This window comes from Cellvibrio sp. UBA7661, from assembly GCA_002483365.1.
Lineage (GTDB): Bacteria > Pseudomonadota > Gammaproteobacteria > Pseudomonadales > Cellvibrionaceae > Cellvibrio.
Map to the genome: position 1 here is coordinate 1 of DLHT01000016.1, position 15,924 is coordinate 15,924.

Here is a 15,924-nt window from a genome sequence, read left to right on the forward strand (position 1 = left end):
CAGCTTCACAATTTAAAGCATAACAATGTTATTAGACGGAAAATTTCCGTATTTCACGCCGGAATTTTTCCGTCTAAGTTTTTGATTGATGTTTTATAACACAACCTTGAATTACGCGCCATTACAGGAATTTTGGGATGGCCTGTCGATTTATTGGCGGGATGAAAGGCGGAAAGTTTCCATGTTAATACGTAGTTAGGCAGGAAATCTGGATTCTAGTGCGGCAAAAAAGACAAAGGCGGCCAATGTGGCCGCCTTTATTTTTCCGAGAGAGGGAATGTTTAGTTGTGAATAATGGGCTACTTCAAAACACGGCTTGAGCTTGCAGGGTGCCAGGGTTCTGGTACGTAGCGAGTGCGGGCGATCATTTTGTAGTGTTCCAGATCATGCTTGGGTTGCTCGTAACCTGCAGGTATGGGTTTGCCTGAGAAGGTTTGGAAATACAGAATACAAGAATCCCGCCAAATAACGGCATCACGCTCTTGGATTTGCAAAAGTGCTTTAACTTGTGCGAAGCGTTCAGCATCGACGTAGTCGCGCTGTTGTTCCCACTCGCGCTGCATGGTGCGCACCTGCTCTACACCTTCATAATATTTGTGGACTAATTCATCCCACAGGCTGCGGTCGGATTGCATTTTGTGATCCCAACTAACGCGATGAAACCACAGCATTAATTCTTCCGGTACAGCTTTTACATCGCCGTATTGCTTGGCAAGCATTTCAGGATACTGTGCGATTGCATTCGAACCTGTGTGTGTGCGGTCAAAACCAATGCCGTCTTTACTGGCGCGATGATAATAAACAGCAGTCCAATCCGGGCGCTCTTGATTGGATAACCACGGTGCGGGGCCGTAGTGATCGCCTTGTGAATATAAATGGGTCAAGCCTAATGGCGAGCGATAATTCACACCTGCCTCACGCGAGACCAGCATAATTTTTTTGGTGGATTCGATAAATTTTTCGTTGTTGGAAAACGTCATGCGCAACCATTCTTCGGCTGCGGTTTCAGCAGAAATTGTATGGTCCCACGCCATGCGCCCAAAGGCATACCAACTGGATTGCACAAACGGATGGCCTGTCCAGTTGCGGTCGGTGCCCGGGTTAATCACTGCGGCCATTCCCGTGTGCTTGGTTGGAAATACTTTTCCTTCCAGAATATTGCCAATGGTTGAGCCTTTACCTTTTACAAAAGTATCGGTCTTTAATGATTCTTCAAACAAAGTGCCCTGATACGCAAGGTGAGTGGCAAAACCAAAATATTCTTGCGTAACCTGGAATTCCATCATCATGTTGGTTTTTTGCATGGCAGAAAACAATGGCGAATAGGGTTCACGCGGTTGGAAATCGATGGGGCCATTTTTAACTTGCAAGATAACGTTCTCTGCAAATTTTCCATCGAGCGATTTGAATTCGTCGTAAGCGCCGCGAAAGCGATCTTCTATATCGGGGCTGTAAACAAACGCACGCCAAAACACAACGCCACCGTAAGGCTTTAATGCAGCGGCGAGCATGTTGGCACCATCGGCATGGTTGCGTTTGTAGTCTTGCGGGCCGGGCTGCCCTTCAGAGTTAGCTTTGACCAAATAGCCGCCAAAATCCGGAATGTATTCGTAAACTTTTTTCGTGCGCTCTTGCCACCATTGTGCAACTCGGGGATCAAGCGGGTCAGCGGTATCCAAATCGCCAAATGCACGCGGCGAATTGTAGTTAATCGATAAATACAATTTGATACCGTAAGGACGAAACACATCGGCCAGTGCGGCAATTTTTTGCAAAAATTGATCGCTTAATACGCGCGGATCAGCATTCACATTATTGATCACTGTGCCATTGATACCGAGCGATGCATTAATGCGCGCATAATCGGTGTAACGTTGCGCTTTGTAATCCGGCAAGGTGCCCCAATCCCATAATGATAAGCCAGCGTAACCACGCTCTATCACGCGGTTTAAATTATCCCAATGGTTCACCACACGGTGCTGCAGTTTTGGTGCGCTGATAATCGATAATTTATGCAGGGATTGCTGCGTTTGTAGCAAACGCAAAAAATGAAAGCTGCCATACAAAACACCCGTATCAGAATTAGCGGCAATGACAATAACATCGCGCTTATTGATGCGTGTTTTTTCCAGCAAATAACCTTCACCGCCCAGAGCAGCCAAACGCTCGGTTAACTTGAGTGAGGCAACCAAAGGAGAGTTGTCGGGAGTACCCACAACCACTGCAGGTGCTGCTGACATTTTGCGAGTGACATTAATAGGCTTGCCCAGCAAACCACTTAATCCTGTTTTCAATTCCGCAGCCACAGCAAGCATGGTAGGTGAATCACCTTCGGCTACAATCTGCGTTAGTTGTTGCTGGTAGGCTTTACGCAGCGTGTTGTCCGTTACAGGCACATAACGCAGCCACATATCATAACCGTCTTCAGCTTGACTAAACGGCGCAACGGCCGCTATTAGCCATATCCATAACAACAATAATCGGGAAAGAGTTTGTTTTGTCACGCGATTCTCCACATTGGTTTTTCTTTTTTTCTCTAGATTTTCTTGAAAAATGTTTTGTGTTTTTTTATAGCGATTTTCTTTTTTCCAAATTTTTTATTCGGATTTCTCAAACGCTCTATTAGCTCGGCACTTTTAGCACCTTACGCACTTTTATCGGGAACGTTGCTTTTTTGATTGACACAGTCTTATAGTCACACTAACTTATAGTCACTTCAAATATAACACTGGTATACAAGAATACAATTCAATAAATGTAAAGGGCATATCGCCCACCACAACTTTGGTAAAAAAATGATAAAAATCATATTCTTATTGATCGCCAGTTCGCTCTCTATGCAGCTTGCAGCAGCAGGCAATGTGATCAGAGTAAACGATTACAGCGACCCTAATGCCGCGTACACAATCAAAATGCTCAAGCTGGCCATTGCCCATAGCGACAACCCTGACTATCAGGTTGAAATCAGCAGTGAAGATTACACACAAACCCGCACCAATGAAGAAGTTCGCAGCAATGGTTTGTTGGATGTGTGCTGGACGTCTTCAGATAGCGATATTGAATCCCGTTTGCGCCCTATCCGCATCCCTTTATTTAAAGGGTTGTTGGGTTACCGCATTTTTATCATCAATAAAAATGATCAAGCCAAATTTGACAAAGTACAAACGCTGACAGATTTGAAAAAACTGACGGTGGGTCAAGGGCGCACCTGGGCGGATGGAAGAATTCTGGAAGCCAATGGTTTTACTGTGATTAAAGCCAATAAATACCCCAGTCTGTTTCACATGGTAGAAGGCGGTCGTTTTGATGGTTTCCCCCGCGGTGTTAATGAACCGTTCGGTGAGTTGGAAGCTCGCCCCGAAATGGCGTTAGCGGTAGAAAAAAAATTATTGCTGTATTACCGCATGCCTTTTTATTTATTTGTTTCACCAGACAACCATAAATTGGCTAAAGATTTGGAGGTTGGTTTTGAACGCGCGATTGCCAACGGTGAATTTGACAAAGTGTTTTATAGCGATAAAGCCATTCAGGATGTTTTACAAAAAGCCAATATGAAAAACCGCCTATTGTTTAAATTGGATAATCCTTTGCTTTCCAAAGAAACGCCAACTGACCGGCCGGAGCTGTGGTTTGATCCACAAGCCATTCCTGATGATGCGATACCCGCAAGCGTGAATTAAGTTACCTGATTGAATAATTAACCAACATTATTACTACAACACCAGAGACTATAACCAGAGGAACAATCACCATGACCATTTCTATATCACGCAGGGGCCTACTCGCCATGAGTGGCGTTACTGCGGCAATGATTGCCAGCGCAAAACTGCAAGCCGCACAAAAAGCAGCTGAAGCAACCGGATTAAAAGAAGCTTATAAAGATGACTTTTTGATTGGTGCTGCACTGAATGCCGGTATTGTTGCTCAACAAGATCCAAAACTAATCGCGCTAATCACCAAAGAATTTAATTCCATCACCGCTGAGAACTGCCAGAAATGGGAAGAGTTGCGCAATGAAGATGGCAGCTGGAAATGGAAAGACAGTGATGCGTTTGTCAACTTCGGCGTGCAAAACAAAATGCATATTGTCGGACACACTCTGGGCTGGCACAGCCAGATTCCCGAGAGCGTATTTAAAAACAAAGATGGCTCTTACATCTCCAAAGATGCATTGGCGAAAAAACAGCAAGAGCATATCACCACTCTGGTTGATCGCTATAAAGGCAAAATTGCTGCCTGGGATGTCGTAAATGAAGCGGTAGGCGATGACAATAAAATGCGTGCCAGCCACTGGTATAACATTATGGGTGATGACTTTTTAGTGAACGCATTTAATCTGGCTCATGAAAGCGATCCGAAAGCGCATTTGATGTACAACGATTACAACAATGAGCAACAAGGCAAACGCGATGCAACGATTGAGATGCTAAAGCGCTTACAAAAACGCGACGTGCCCATTCACGGTTTGGGAATGCAAGCGCATGTGGGTATTGCATCGGACATGAAAAACTTTGAAGACAGTATCCTTGCCTATTCTGCACTGGGTTTACGCATTCATCTAACTGAATTGGATATTGATGTATTACCTTCTGTGTGGAATTTACCGGTTGCAGAAATTTCTACCCGCTTTGAATACAAACCCGAGCGCGATCCTTACATCCAAGGTTTGCCTAAAGAAATTGATGAGCAACTTGCAAAAGCCTATGAGAATTTATTTAAGATCCTGATCAAGCATCGCGATAAAGTAGACCGCGTGACATTCTGGGGTGTCAGTGATGATGCAAGCTGGCTAAATAATTTCCCCATCAGAGGCCGCACCAATTATCCGCTGCTGTTTGATCGCAACCAATCTCCCAAAAGCGCTTACTTCCGTTTGCTGGATTTGAAACGATAAGGTACTGCCCGGAAAATACTGACTAGAGTGCTCCGGTTGTTGTAGGCTTGCGATCTCCATCGCAGGCTTACAATAACAGCAATGAAAAAAACTCCTCACGCAAAACATCTTCCCCCGGTATTTCGCTGGTCATTTTTAGGCCCGCGCTATTGGCCAACCTGGCTCATGCTCGGGAGCCTAATGGCAATCGCACAGCTACCCATACGCATCAATATTGCATTGGGTAAAACACTGGGGCGGTTATTGTTTTATATAGTCCCCAGCCGCAAACGCATTGCCGACACTAACTTGCACTTGTGTTTTCCTGAATTGACGGTCGATGAACGGCAGGAACTGGTGCGCGCGGTTATCGAATCCTGCGGCATCAGTTTTTTTGAAAGTGCTGTTGCACTCTGGGGGCGCAATACATCCATTGCACAACATCATCATATTGTTGGACTGGAGCATATCCGCGCCGCACAACAACAAAACAAAGGTGTATTGCTGGTGGGATGCCATATGACCACTATGGATATTTGCGGGCGTATGCTGGCGCAGCATTGCAAGTTCGACATCCTTTACCGGCAAGACCCAAATCCACTGTTAGCGTATATGTTGGTAAAAGCGCGGGAACGTTTTAATGGCGAATCTATTATCAGCGTGGAAACGCGCAAGCTTGTGCGCAACCTGCAAGCCGGGCATGTTGTCTGGTACGCACCGGATCAGGATTACGGAATCAAACACAGTATTTTTGCACCCTTTTTTGGCATCAGCGCTGCAACAGTTCCGGGAACCGCACGCTTTGCGAAATTAGGCGATGCGCAGGTGATTTTATTTTCACACTACCGCAACGCCGATGGCCACTACCGGATCGAGCTTAGCCCCGCACTGGATAACTTTCCCAGTGGCGATGACCTTGCCGATACCGCACGGATTAATCATCTTATTGAACAGATCATCCGCAACCAGCCGGACCAATATTTGTGGGTGCACCGGCGCTTTAAATCCCGCCCCGAAGGTGAGCCTTCGTTTTACCAAAAAAAGAAATCATAAAAGCCTGCGCAGGTTTTATACGCAGGCTTTTATGCACAACCATTGATGGAAGACTACAACAGATTTATGAATTATTGATTTTCAGGTTACCAATTCATTTTCTGTTTGATAAATGCCGTTAGTTTTTCAGCATTGGCTTTATGCTGGGCAATGCGCGGGTGCCCACCGTAGCCGGTGAATTCAAAGAAAATGGTATCCAATTTTTGATCATTGTTTTCTTTTTTCATATGCGCCACTGCAGTAGTAATGTAATCCGGCCATTTGGAGTTCGCGGTTGCATCCATACTACCGAGCGCACAGATGATGGGAGCATTGGGATATTTTGCGCGAATCGTGCGGACGAAATCGATATATGCTTGCACACGCCGGGCATCATCCGGCACTGGCTGTAAACGTTTTTCACGGTCGATTAACCAGCTGTCGTTTTGCAATAAATTGATGACCACGACATCCGGCGTCCATTGCGTGAAATCCCATTTGGAATTGTTATCACCCACTGCACTGAGCTGGTCATAAAACTGCGGCATAATAAACGGAAACCAGCTGATCATAATGCCAATGCCACTCTGTGAAATGGTATGCAGCTCGGCATTCAAATTACGCGCGGTAATGGCACCATAAGCCCAATAATTATTTTTCTCGCTCAGCAGATGATCTACGCCATTGTCAGCACCTTCATTGCCCGCACCAGAGGTAATGGAATCGCCATAAATTTCTATACGCCGTGTTGGGCGTGCAGGCGGTGTCAGCAATTTTGCATTGGCATCCAACATCAAACCTTTAAATGCTGTTGCGCCCTCTTCCCCCTCGGTGCGTTTATAAATTTCCACACTGTGGTTGCCCGGCTTCAACGCCGTACTGATCACATAGGTCTGCTCACCTTTTTTCGCCTCCAACACATAAGGGTGCTGGGTTTCACCGTCAATAAACACATTGAAATAGTTTTTACCCAATTGGTCGTCCAGCGTAATCGCCAGTGAAGTACCGGTGAAGTTGGCTTTAATACTGGTACCGGCCCAGGACATGCCCGGTGCTTTTTTATTAGCAAAATCGATACGGCCGGTGTAAAGGTAATGCGGATTGTCTGCAGGTATTAGCTGCACTGGTTCAGCGATCGCATAAAAACTGACAATACTTAACAATAAAATTGCAATTCTTTTCATATTTATCCCATGCCTGAATTGGTTGTACGCCGTTTCATCATTTAATCATATTTATGAGCTTTACTGTAGCAGGGTGAACAACCCGGGGAGGATAGGCTTGTCGGGCAGGTGTTTGGTGTATTGCCAAAGCGACAAAGCCTTGTTATGGTTTACCTATGAACCACAAATATGCACTTCACACTTTCACTCCTTTTTGTACGCAGAAGCCAAAGACTTTTCGCGTCTTCGTCGTATTTGGCGATTAAGTTCTTTATCCACTTAATCGCCCTTAAACCACCCATTTGATTTTCAATTTTTTGTTATTGCATTGGCTGCTATTGCTGCCCAATGTTTATTTATTGGGGGAATATTTATGAAAAGTAAAAGCAAAAACACAAGTGAATTAATTATTTCAAAAGTGGATTACGCCAACTTAATGCAACTCATTGAGAAAACAGATACTGAGGCTGCGGATGCATTGGACGAAGAAATCGGCCGTGCCAAAGTTGTTGATATAAAAGACTTACCCAAAAGCACTGTAACGATGAATTCACTCGTTACGTTTTCCGACATTGATTCAAATGAAGAAAAAACAGTGCAATTGGTTTATCCGCAGGAAGCCGATATTAATCAATTGAAAATATCGGTACTGTCACCTGTTGGTAGTGCGCTGATTGGGCTGTCACTGGGCGGCACTATTGAATGGCCGATTCCTCAAGGAAAGTTCCGCCGCCTGAAAGTGATTGAGGTAAAGCAACCAGAATAAACTTGATTGTGCGGTTAGTTGTCACTTCTATGTGCATTAATCATGCTTTTTTTAATGCACATAAAAAGGCACATTAGCAACGGCAGCACGTTTATAGTCATTGGTAACGTAACCAAATAAGCGGTAGGCACCCGTTTTTGCTGGAGCCACAAACTCTATTGCGCCCTTTCCGTTATCGGCAACAATTAAATCAGAAACAGCCACAGGGCGTTTTTCGGGATCGCCACCGGCGCGGATGTCGGTACTTTCGGGCAACACTTCCCAGCGAATGTGGAAAGCTTCATTGTTGGGGTGAAATGCATCCAACGCCACCTTGTAGGTTTTACCGGGTTGCAAATAAATACTGTCGAGCGCTTTCTTTCCGTCGATAGTAAAACTGCGGATGGAGGGCGCGCGATGCTCTGGCCATTTACCAGTCCACAGATATTGCAATGAATCAACCACTTCGGTTGCTTCACCGGATTCCAAAAACAGTCCGTACCATGTCGGTGTAGTTTCCTGCTTTTGTCCCCATAAAAATGCATAAGAGCCCAATGCTTTTCCAGGTGCACCTAACACACCGGCGTTGTAGCGCTCGCGATAAGAAGCGGCTTTTTCCGTACTGGTTTGCTCGATGGGCACATTCCATTTTGTTTTGGCAATTTGCCAATGGCCAGTGGGGCCCCATTCCGTTACTACATACGCACCTTTCCATCCCACTTCACGCAAAGTAGCCGGGAGTGTTTCGAGTCCACCATAAATATTCACACTTAAATAATCGATACTCGGCACACGCTCCATAATCAGGCGCGCTTTTTCAGCATCGATACCCGCAGTGACGGTAGTGACCAAATGATTCGAGTCGATTTGTTGGATATTGCGCGCGATATCCTCAATCGCGTACCAGACTTTGGTATTGGTATAAAACAAATCCACTTCATTGCCGATTCCCCATGCAAGTACGGCGGGGTGATCTTTGTATTTTTTTACTTCATTCAATACATAATCTTTTTGCGCGGCTACAGCGGCTTCGTCGTTGTAATCAAAACCGTGTCGCTCGTGGCCGATACTCAACCCGAGCATAACGCTCAAACCTGCAGCATGGGCGCGGTCCAGGATCTCTTGCGCGTTGTCCGTGCTCCAGGTGCGCATGGAATTACCGCCACTGGCAGCCAACAATTCCGGCTGGCTGGTTCCGCCAGCACCAAAAATGAAATAAGGCTTTCCGGCGCGATAAATCTGGTAGTGCCCGTTCTTATTTTCCAGCGTTACCGGAATGGCATTTTGGGCAGCAGATTGGCCAGTTGCTGTCGCAGAGGTTTGTACAGTGGCAGATAATTCCGAATTAACCGATGTCGATGTATTGTTGCAACCTGCCAATAGCATTAAGGGCAACACAGAAAAGACGACAAAAAAAGTGGATGCGCGCATAGTGGAATTTCTCTTGGCCAATTAAATTCAGATTATTATTGATTATGTTTTTGTTGGTTGAACGCAATTAGTTGATCCGGTTTATCGGTAAATACTGCATCAACACCTATCGCTTGCATTTTTTCCCAATCTTTTTCGCGATTCACCGTGTACACCCAATTTTTCAAGCCACGGTTTTTCGCATCCTGAATTAATTCAGGCGTAATAAAACTGTGATGCGTATTAAATGAGTAGGCTTTTAGTGGTTCGCAACATTCTGCCGATGTCAATGAAGCTCTCTTCTCAATCAGAACACCGCGTTTTACTTCCGGTAGCTGCTGCAGCGATTGATACAATTGCGCATGATCAAAGCTGGAAATGATGTATTGCTCATAAGTGCCTTGATAACTGGAAATATAATCGCGCAACACCTTTGCTACGGCAGATACACTATCAGCGCCTTTTATCTCAATATTCAATACGCATTTATTACCTATCAGCTCAAGCACTTGCCACAGGGTTGGCATTGGCTCACCATTCTCCAAACGTTGCGCACGCAAATATGACAGTGGTAACTCGGTAATAATTCCCTGCCCTGAAACGACCCGTCCCAGATGGTGGTCATGGGTGACAAACAACTCGCCTTCAACTTGAAATACATCGATCTCGACCGCATAAACACCCAGCGTCAGCGCGCGCGCAATCGCCGCCAGACTGTTTTCCGGTAATGAAATCCCGCCTACCTCCGGACCTCCGCGGTGGGCAACACACAATAAACCATTGGCAGGTGATGAAATCATCGGTAATGGATTCATAAAGCACTCGTTCAGTTAAGCACGCGGTATAATGGTGCACTTATTCAGGTGATTGCTGGAGTATGGCAGTCACTGTCAGAATCATCAATAAAGGTGTCAAAGTGAATAGTTTTGTGGATAGTTTTCCCCGTATTGAAGAAATTATCAGCCATAGTATTTTTTCAAAGTTATTAATTGTTTTTTTCTGTCTGGCGGGATTTTATTTTGCTGCCAAATTGCTCAATAAAATCATTCATGACATCAGTGTGCGCCGCGCATTAGGCGATTTGCGCGTGCTTTACATTACCCGCCTGATGAATATCGGTATGGTGTTTTGCTGCATTGTGGTGATGTGCCTGATTTTAGGTTTGGGGTACAGTGAAATCTCTGTGTTTCTATCCTCTATTTTTGCAGTTGTGGGAATTGCACTGTTCGCACAATGGTCGATTCTAAGTAACGTTACTGCCAGTATGATTATTTTCTTCGGCTTTCCTTATAAAGTCGGTGACAGGATAAAAGTGTTGGACAAAGATGACGACATGCGCGGTGACATTGTAGAAATCAGTATGTTCCATGTGATTCTAAAGCGGGAAGACGGCAATTTAATCACCTACCCGAACACGTTGATTTTACAAAAAGCAGTATTAAAAATTGATCACCCGCTACAAGAAGCTATTGCCGAAAACGCCCATGAACGCGAGCGCTTGGCAGTGGAGCAGATGAGTATGGCGGACAACCCTAATCCGGAAAAATTGCGTCAGCAACAGTAGTGCGGCTCACGTAATATTTTAAATCCAGAAAGCACACAATAAAAAAACGGGCGATGAATAATCATCGCCCGTTTTTCATTGGCTACACCGATGATTATTTCAGATCAAAACGGTCTGCGTTCATCACTTTTACCCAGGCATTTACAAAGTCTTTTACGAACTTCTCGCGGTTATCGTCTTGTGCATAGACTTCCGCATAAGAGCGTAAAATTGAGTTGGAACCAAACACCAAATCTACCCGTGTTGCCGTCCATTTCACATTGCCGGTGTTGCGTTCAACAATGTTGTAAGCGTTTTTACCGGTAGGCTTCCACTGGTAACTCATGTCGGTCAGGTTGACGAAAAAGTCATTGCTTAATACGCCCACTTTATCAGTAAACACACCGTGTTTACTGCCGCCATGATTGGTGCCCAGTACACGCATGCCGCCGATTAAGACGGTCATTTCCGGCGCGGTTAAACCCATTAATTGCGCGCGGTCGAGCAGCATTTCTTCCGGCTGTACCACATAATCTTTTTTGGTCCAGTTGCGGAAACCATCATGCACTGGCTCAAGCGGCGCAAACGATTCTGCATCGGTCTGAGCATCAGTGGCATCTCCACGACCTGCAGCAAAAGGCACAGTAATATTCACACCGGCATCTTTAGCCGCTTTTTCAACCGCCGCTGTTCCACCCAGCACAATTAAATCGGCAATGCTGACTTTTTTGCTCAAGCCCGATTGAATTCCAGCCAACACCCCAAGCACTTTTTGCAAACGCGCTGGCTCATTGCCCTCCCAGTCTTTTTGCGGCGCAAGGCGGATACGCGCACCATTGGCACCACCGCGGAAATCCGAACCGCGGAATGTGCGGGCACTGTCCCAGGCAGTCGCGACCAAATCAGACACACTCAAGCCACTGGCAAGAATTTTGGTTTTCAAATCGGCAATTTCTGCATCGCTCAGGGTGTAATTCGCGGCGGGAACCGGGTCTTGCCAAATCAAATCTTCCGCTGGCACATCAGCACCCAAATAACGCGCTTTTGGTCCCAAATCGCGGTGCGTCAATTTAAACCAGGCGCGTGCAAAGACTTCAGAAAAGTACGCTGGGTCTTTGTGGAAACGCTCGGAAATTTTGCGATATTCCGGATCCACTTTCATCGCCATATCCGCATCGGTCATCAGTGGCATACAGCGGATTGATGGGTCTTCTACATCGACCGGCATGTCTTCTTCTTTGATGCTTACCGGTTTCCACTGCCATGCACCGGCAGGGCTTTTGGTCAGCTCCCATTCGTGGTTTAACAACATGTCAAAATAACCGTTGTCCCATTTTGTCGGATGGGTTGTCCAGGCACCTTCAATGCCGCTGGTAACGGTATCGCGGCCAATACCACGGGTTTTGTGGTTGTTCCAGCCAAGACCTTGCTCTTCCACATCGGCGGCTTCCGGCTCAGGCCCCAGATTCGCGGCACTGCCGTTGCCGTGTGCTTTACCGACGGTGTGGCCACCGGCGGTCAGGGCGACGGTTTCTTCATCATTCATCGCCATACGTGCAAAGGTGATGCGAATATCGTTAGCGGTTTTTTGTGGGTCGGGGTTGCCATCCACACCTTCCGGATTCACATAAATCAGCCCCATCATCACCGCCGCGAGTGGGTTCTCTAAATCACGCTCACCAGAGTAGCGCGTACCTTCACCGCCACTTTTGGCTAACCATTCTTTCTCTGAACCCCAGTAAACATCTTTTTCAGGATGCCAAATATCTTCGCGGCCACCGGCAAAACCAAAGGTTTTCAAACCCATGGATTCATAGGCCATATTGCCCGCCAGAATCATTAAATCCGCCCAGGACAGTTTATTGCCGTATTTCTTTTTGATCGGCCACAGCAGACGGCGGGCTTTATCCAGGTTGCCGTTATCCGGCCAGCTATTAAGTGGTGCAAAACGTTGGTTACCCGTACCTGCGCCACCACGGCCATCGGCAATGCGGTAGCTACCGGCGGAGTGCCAGGCCATACGAATAAAAAGACCGCCATAGTGGCCCCAATCGGCAGGCCACCAGTCCTGGCTGTTCGTCATGAGCGCTTTGAGGTCATTTTTGACAGCGTTCAGGTCAAGCTTTTTGAATTCTTCGGCGTAGTTAAAATCGGCACCAAGCGGGTTGGTCTTGCTATCGTGCTGGTGGAGGATGTCCAGATTCAAAGCATTCGGCCACCAAGCCATATTGGAATTGCTCGATGCGGTATTGCTGCCGTGCATAACGGGGCATTTACCGGCAGATGACGTTTTATCCATGTGTTTCTCCTGCAGAGTGATCGTTAACCTGAAGTTAGCTGGTTAACGTGTGGTTGTGATCGCGAAGCGCGTATCGCGCAGACAAGACAACCTTAGTTCAAAATTCATAAATTAGCTAAATTTATATTTACACTGAAATCGATAGTAAAAAATTATAGAAGAAATAATCCGCATGAATACTGGGGAATGAGATGGATTTATAAGCAGTAAGTATTACAACCAGCGTTTTAATTTAAAAAAATCAATAAAAAAAGCCCGATAGCAATCTATCGGGCTTTGGGAATTAACCTTGCGTAGCAGAGCGCGTGTTTACAACACCGCCACAATCGCCTTGGCGACGTAATCCATTTTTTCGGTAGTCAAACCCGCCACACTGATGCGGCTGGTGTCGGTCATGTAAATGCTGTAATCGCTCTTCAGCTTGCGCACCTGCTCAACGGTCAAGCCTAAAAACGAGAACATGCCGCGCTCTTGGGCGATAAAGCTGAAATCGCGCGCCTGCTGTAATCCATTCAGCGATTCCACCAAATGGCTGCGCAACCCGGCGATGCGCTGGCGCATTTGAGTGAGTTCGCTTTGCCACATCTGGGTCAACTCATCGCTGTGCAGGATGATATCGACAATCGTCGAGCCGTGGGCTGGGGGCATGGAGTAGATGCCGCGCGCGACGTTCAGCAATTGGCTAAAACCGGCATCGGCTTGCTGGGTATCGGCAAATACCAAACTCAGGCTGGCCGCGCGCTCGCGGTATAAACCAAAGTTTTTGGAGAAGGAATTGGCGACGATCATTTCCGGCACGCGATTCGCCAGCATACGCAGGCCATAAGCGTCTTCCTCCAAGCCCTCACCAAAGCCCTGGTAGGCCATGTCCACAAACGGAATGATGCTGCGCTCAACCAGTACATCGGCCACTTGATCCCATTGCGCGCGGGTTAAATCCGCACCGCTGGGGTTGTGGCAACAGGCGTGCAGCAACACCAGATCGCCGCGTGGAATTTCGTTGATGGTCGCCATCATCGCCGCAAAATCAATGCTGTGGCTGGCATAGTCGTAGTAAGGGTATTCGCGCAGCTTCAAACCGGCGCTGCCCAGTAAAGGAATGTGGTTTGCCCAAGTCGGGGTGCTCACCCACAGGTTTGCACCGGGTTTTGCGCGTTGGATCAGCTCCGCCGCCACACGCAAGGCACCACAGCCACCGGGAGCTTGCACGGTGCGCACGCGTCCAGCTTCTACTGCCGCATGGCCTGCGCCAAACACTAAACGGGTAGACACTTCATTGGCACCCGGAACACCTGCTGGCGGGGTGTAGGCTTTGGTGGTATCGCGCTGGATACGCAGTTTTTCCGCTTCAGCGACGGCTTTCATAATCGGGGTCACGCCTGCATCGTTCTTGTACACGCCCACGCCCAAATCCACTTTTTGCGGATTGGTGTCATTTGCGTAGGCGATACTCAACCCGAGGATCGGGTCGTTAGGCAATAAAGGCAGGACTTCAAACATGGCTGGCTCCAAAGGCGATACAAAAAGAACTCTAGGTACGGGTAATAACATGTAGCAAGAGCGGGTTTGCCGCTCAAAAGCCGGGGGCGATTATACGCCGCGTTAATGCCGATGCCAGCATAAACAACCAGTGTATGTGGTAAGTTGCACACCCCTGATGCAAGGACATTATTTATGACGTTTGAGTGGCAAGCTGACTGGCAGATAGCACCGGTAAACCGCGCTGCCAGCGCCGATATCCAGCAACACATCGACCAAAAAACCAAACCGCTGGGTGCGCTCGGCCAACTGGAACAACTCGCGCTGCAGATTGCGCTTGTGCAAGGGCGCAAGCGATTAAGTATCGAACGGCCACTGATGCTGGTATTCGCTGCCGACCACGGCATTGCCGACGAAGGTGTAAGCATCGCCCCGAGCAGCGTTACCCAACAAATGGTGCAGAATTTTTTGGCCGGTGGTGCTGCCATCAACTGTTTTTGCCGCGCCAATCATTTGCCGTTAAAAGTGATTGATGCAGGCATAAAATACGAAATAAAACCCACGCCTTCTGCCTTGATAGTGCAACGCATTGCAGCCGGTACACGCAACTTCGCCCGCGAGCCAGCAATGACGGTAGCGCAAGCACAGCAAGCACTCAGGTTCGGAAAAGAATTGGCCGAAGCAGAAATAGCGGCGGGTTCCAATTTATTGGCATTTGGTGAAATGGGCATTGGCAACAGCAGCTCTGCCGCCGCCATTCTTGCCGCCGTCAGTGGCGAATCGGTTGAGCGTTGCGTTGGCCTTGGCACTGGCATTAATCCAGAACAGCTCGCCAAAAAAATTGCACTAGTAACGCAAGCGGTTGCACGTATTGAAGATAAATCGCCACTCACTATTTTGTGTGAAGTGGGCGGTTTTGAAATCGCGCAAATTTGCGGTGCCATGCTCGCCACAGCGCAAGCGGGCCGTTTGATTGTGGTAGATGGGTTTATCGTTACGGCGGCTGCGTTACTCGCTGTGCAATTTAATCCGAATGCGCGCGACTACATGATTTTCGCACATGAATCGGAAGAAGCAGGTCATCAACTAATGCTGCGCTTGTTGGATGCAAAACCGTTATTACAGTTAGGTTTACGTTTGGGTGAAGGCACAGGCGCTGCGCTGGCGCTACCACTCATCCAGTCAGCGGTGACGTTTTATAACCAGATGGCAACCTTTGAAAGCGCAGGCGTAAAAGTGTAATCCTGTGATTAATCCATCGCAGGAGCAGATGACTTTACAAGACACGCCGTGAATACATCCCTGTAGGCTTGTCATCGACATCCATGTCTCTGACAGTCTTGTAAAGTCATCTGCTCCTGCGATTAACAATCAGATATT

12 protein-coding genes are annotated in these 15,924 nt (G+C 47.2%); 6 read left to right on the forward strand and 6 right to left on the reverse strand.

The window, feature by feature from the left end; genetic code table 11:
- Nucleotides 1-299 precede the first annotated feature (299 nt).
- Entirely contained in the window at nucleotides 300-2,504 is a 2,205-nt protein-coding gene (locus B2739_RS13180; RefSeq protein WP_331346311.1) for an alpha-glucuronidase family glycosyl hydrolase, read from the reverse strand.
- Nucleotides 2,505-2,795: 291 nt separating this feature from the next.
- Here B2739_RS13180 and B2739_RS13185 point away from each other — a divergent pair, with 291 nt between their 5' ends.
- From B2739_RS13185 to lpxL, 3 genes are all read left to right on the forward strand, one after another.
- Complete coding sequence (locus tag B2739_RS13185; protein WP_331346312.1) at nucleotides 2,796-3,680, forward strand: diguanylate cyclase; 885 nt, start codon at nucleotides 2,796-2,798, stop codon at nucleotides 3,678-3,680.
- Between the two features lie 71 nt (nucleotides 3,681-3,751).
- Entirely contained in the window at nucleotides 3,752-4,894 is a 1,143-nt protein-coding gene (locus B2739_RS13190; protein WP_331346313.1) for an endo-1,4-beta-xylanase, read from the forward strand.
- An 81-nt stretch (nucleotides 4,895-4,975) separates the two neighbouring features.
- Nucleotides 4,976-5,926 (forward strand): LpxL/LpxP family Kdo(2)-lipid IV(A) lauroyl/palmitoleoyl acyltransferase, encoded by a 951-nt coding sequence (gene lpxL / locus B2739_RS13195; RefSeq protein ID WP_331346314.1) that lies wholly within the window; start codon nucleotides 4,976-4,978, stop codon nucleotides 5,924-5,926.
- 86 nt (nucleotides 5,927-6,012) lie between these two features.
- Here lpxL and B2739_RS13200 read toward each other — a convergent pair whose 3' ends face one another.
- Nucleotides 6,013-7,089 (reverse strand): SGNH/GDSL hydrolase family protein, encoded by a 1,077-nt coding sequence (locus B2739_RS13200; RefSeq protein WP_331346315.1) that lies wholly within the window; start codon nucleotides 7,087-7,089, stop codon nucleotides 6,013-6,015.
- A 307-nt stretch (nucleotides 7,090-7,396) separates the two neighbouring features.
- Between B2739_RS13200 and rnk the strand changes: the two genes are divergently transcribed.
- A complete protein-coding gene (rnk, locus tag B2739_RS13205; RefSeq protein ID WP_331346316.1) occupies nucleotides 7,397-7,834 on the forward strand; it encodes a nucleoside diphosphate kinase regulator in 438 nt (145 codons plus the stop codon).
- 51 nt (nucleotides 7,835-7,885) lie between these two features.
- Here the strand turns inward: rnk and B2739_RS13210 are convergent, their stop codons facing one another.
- Together B2739_RS13210 and B2739_RS13215 are read right to left on the reverse strand one after the other, a co-directional pair.
- Entirely contained in the window at nucleotides 7,886-9,244 is a 1,359-nt protein-coding gene (locus tag B2739_RS13210; RefSeq protein WP_331346317.1) for a glycoside hydrolase family 2 TIM barrel-domain containing protein, read from the reverse strand.
- 35 nt (nucleotides 9,245-9,279) lie between these two features.
- Nucleotides 9,280-10,038 (reverse strand): glycerophosphodiester phosphodiesterase, encoded by a 759-nt coding sequence (locus B2739_RS13215; protein ID WP_331346318.1) that lies wholly within the window; start codon nucleotides 10,036-10,038, stop codon nucleotides 9,280-9,282.
- Between the two features lie 62 nt (nucleotides 10,039-10,100).
- Here B2739_RS13215 and B2739_RS13220 point away from each other — a divergent pair, with 62 nt between their 5' ends.
- Nucleotides 10,101-10,787 carry a mechanosensitive ion channel domain-containing protein gene (locus B2739_RS13220; protein ID WP_331346319.1) on the forward strand — a complete coding sequence of 229 codons (687 nt, stop codon included), beginning with the start codon at nucleotides 10,101-10,103 and terminating at the stop codon, nucleotides 10,785-10,787.
- A gap of 94 nt (nucleotides 10,788-10,881) precedes the next feature.
- Here the strand turns inward: B2739_RS13220 and katG are convergent, their stop codons facing one another.
- Nucleotides 10,882-13,065, reverse strand: a complete 2,184-nt coding sequence (gene katG / locus B2739_RS13225) for a catalase/peroxidase HPI (RefSeq protein WP_331346320.1) — start codon at nucleotides 13,063-13,065, stop codon at nucleotides 10,882-10,884.
- 309 nt (nucleotides 13,066-13,374) lie between these two features.
- Nucleotides 13,375-14,565: an amino acid aminotransferase gene (locus tag B2739_RS13230; protein WP_331346321.1), complete on the reverse strand. Its 1,191-nt coding sequence runs from the start codon at nucleotides 14,563-14,565 to the stop codon at nucleotides 13,375-13,377.
- A gap of 174 nt (nucleotides 14,566-14,739) precedes the next feature.
- Between B2739_RS13230 and cobT the strand changes: the two genes are divergently transcribed.
- The gene (gene cobT, locus B2739_RS13235; protein WP_331346322.1) at nucleotides 14,740-15,786 is read left to right on the forward strand and encodes a nicotinate-nucleotide--dimethylbenzimidazole phosphoribosyltransferase; all 1,047 of its coding nucleotides are present in this window, start codon (nucleotides 14,740-14,742) and stop codon (nucleotides 15,784-15,786) included.
- Nucleotides 15,787-15,924 lie beyond the last annotated feature (138 nt).

Bases quoted from the DNA above. Each gene is read 5' to 3' on its own strand.
- B2739_RS13185 (WP_331346312.1), top strand. From the start codon at position 2,796: ATGATAAAAATCATATTCTTATTGATCGCCAGTTCGCTCTCTATGCAG.
- B2739_RS13190 (WP_331346313.1), top strand. From the start codon at position 3,752: ATGACCATTTCTATATCACGCAGGGGCCTACTCGCCATGAGTGGCGTT.
- lpxL (WP_331346314.1), top strand. From the start codon at position 4,976: ATGAAAAAAACTCCTCACGCAAAACATCTTCCCCCGGTATTTCGCTGG.
- B2739_RS13200 (WP_331346315.1), bottom strand. From the start codon at position 7,089: ATGAAAAGAATTGCAATTTTATTGTTAAGTATTGTCAGTTTTTATGCG.
- B2739_RS13210 (WP_331346317.1), bottom strand. From the start codon at position 9,244: ATGCGCGCATCCACTTTTTTTGTCGTCTTTTCTGTGTTGCCCTTAATG.
- B2739_RS13215 (WP_331346318.1), bottom strand. From the start codon at position 10,038: ATGAATCCATTACCGATGATTTCATCACCTGCCAATGGTTTATTGTGT.
- B2739_RS13220 (WP_331346319.1), top strand. From the start codon at position 10,101: ATGGCAGTCACTGTCAGAATCATCAATAAAGGTGTCAAAGTGAATAGT.
- katG (WP_331346320.1), bottom strand. From the start codon at position 13,065: ATGGATAAAACGTCATCTGCCGGTAAATGCCCCGTTATGCACGGCAGC.
- B2739_RS13230 (WP_331346321.1), bottom strand. From the start codon at position 14,565: ATGTTTGAAGTCCTGCCTTTATTGCCTAACGACCCGATCCTCGGGTTG.
- cobT (WP_331346322.1), top strand. From the start codon at position 14,740: ATGACGTTTGAGTGGCAAGCTGACTGGCAGATAGCACCGGTAAACCGC.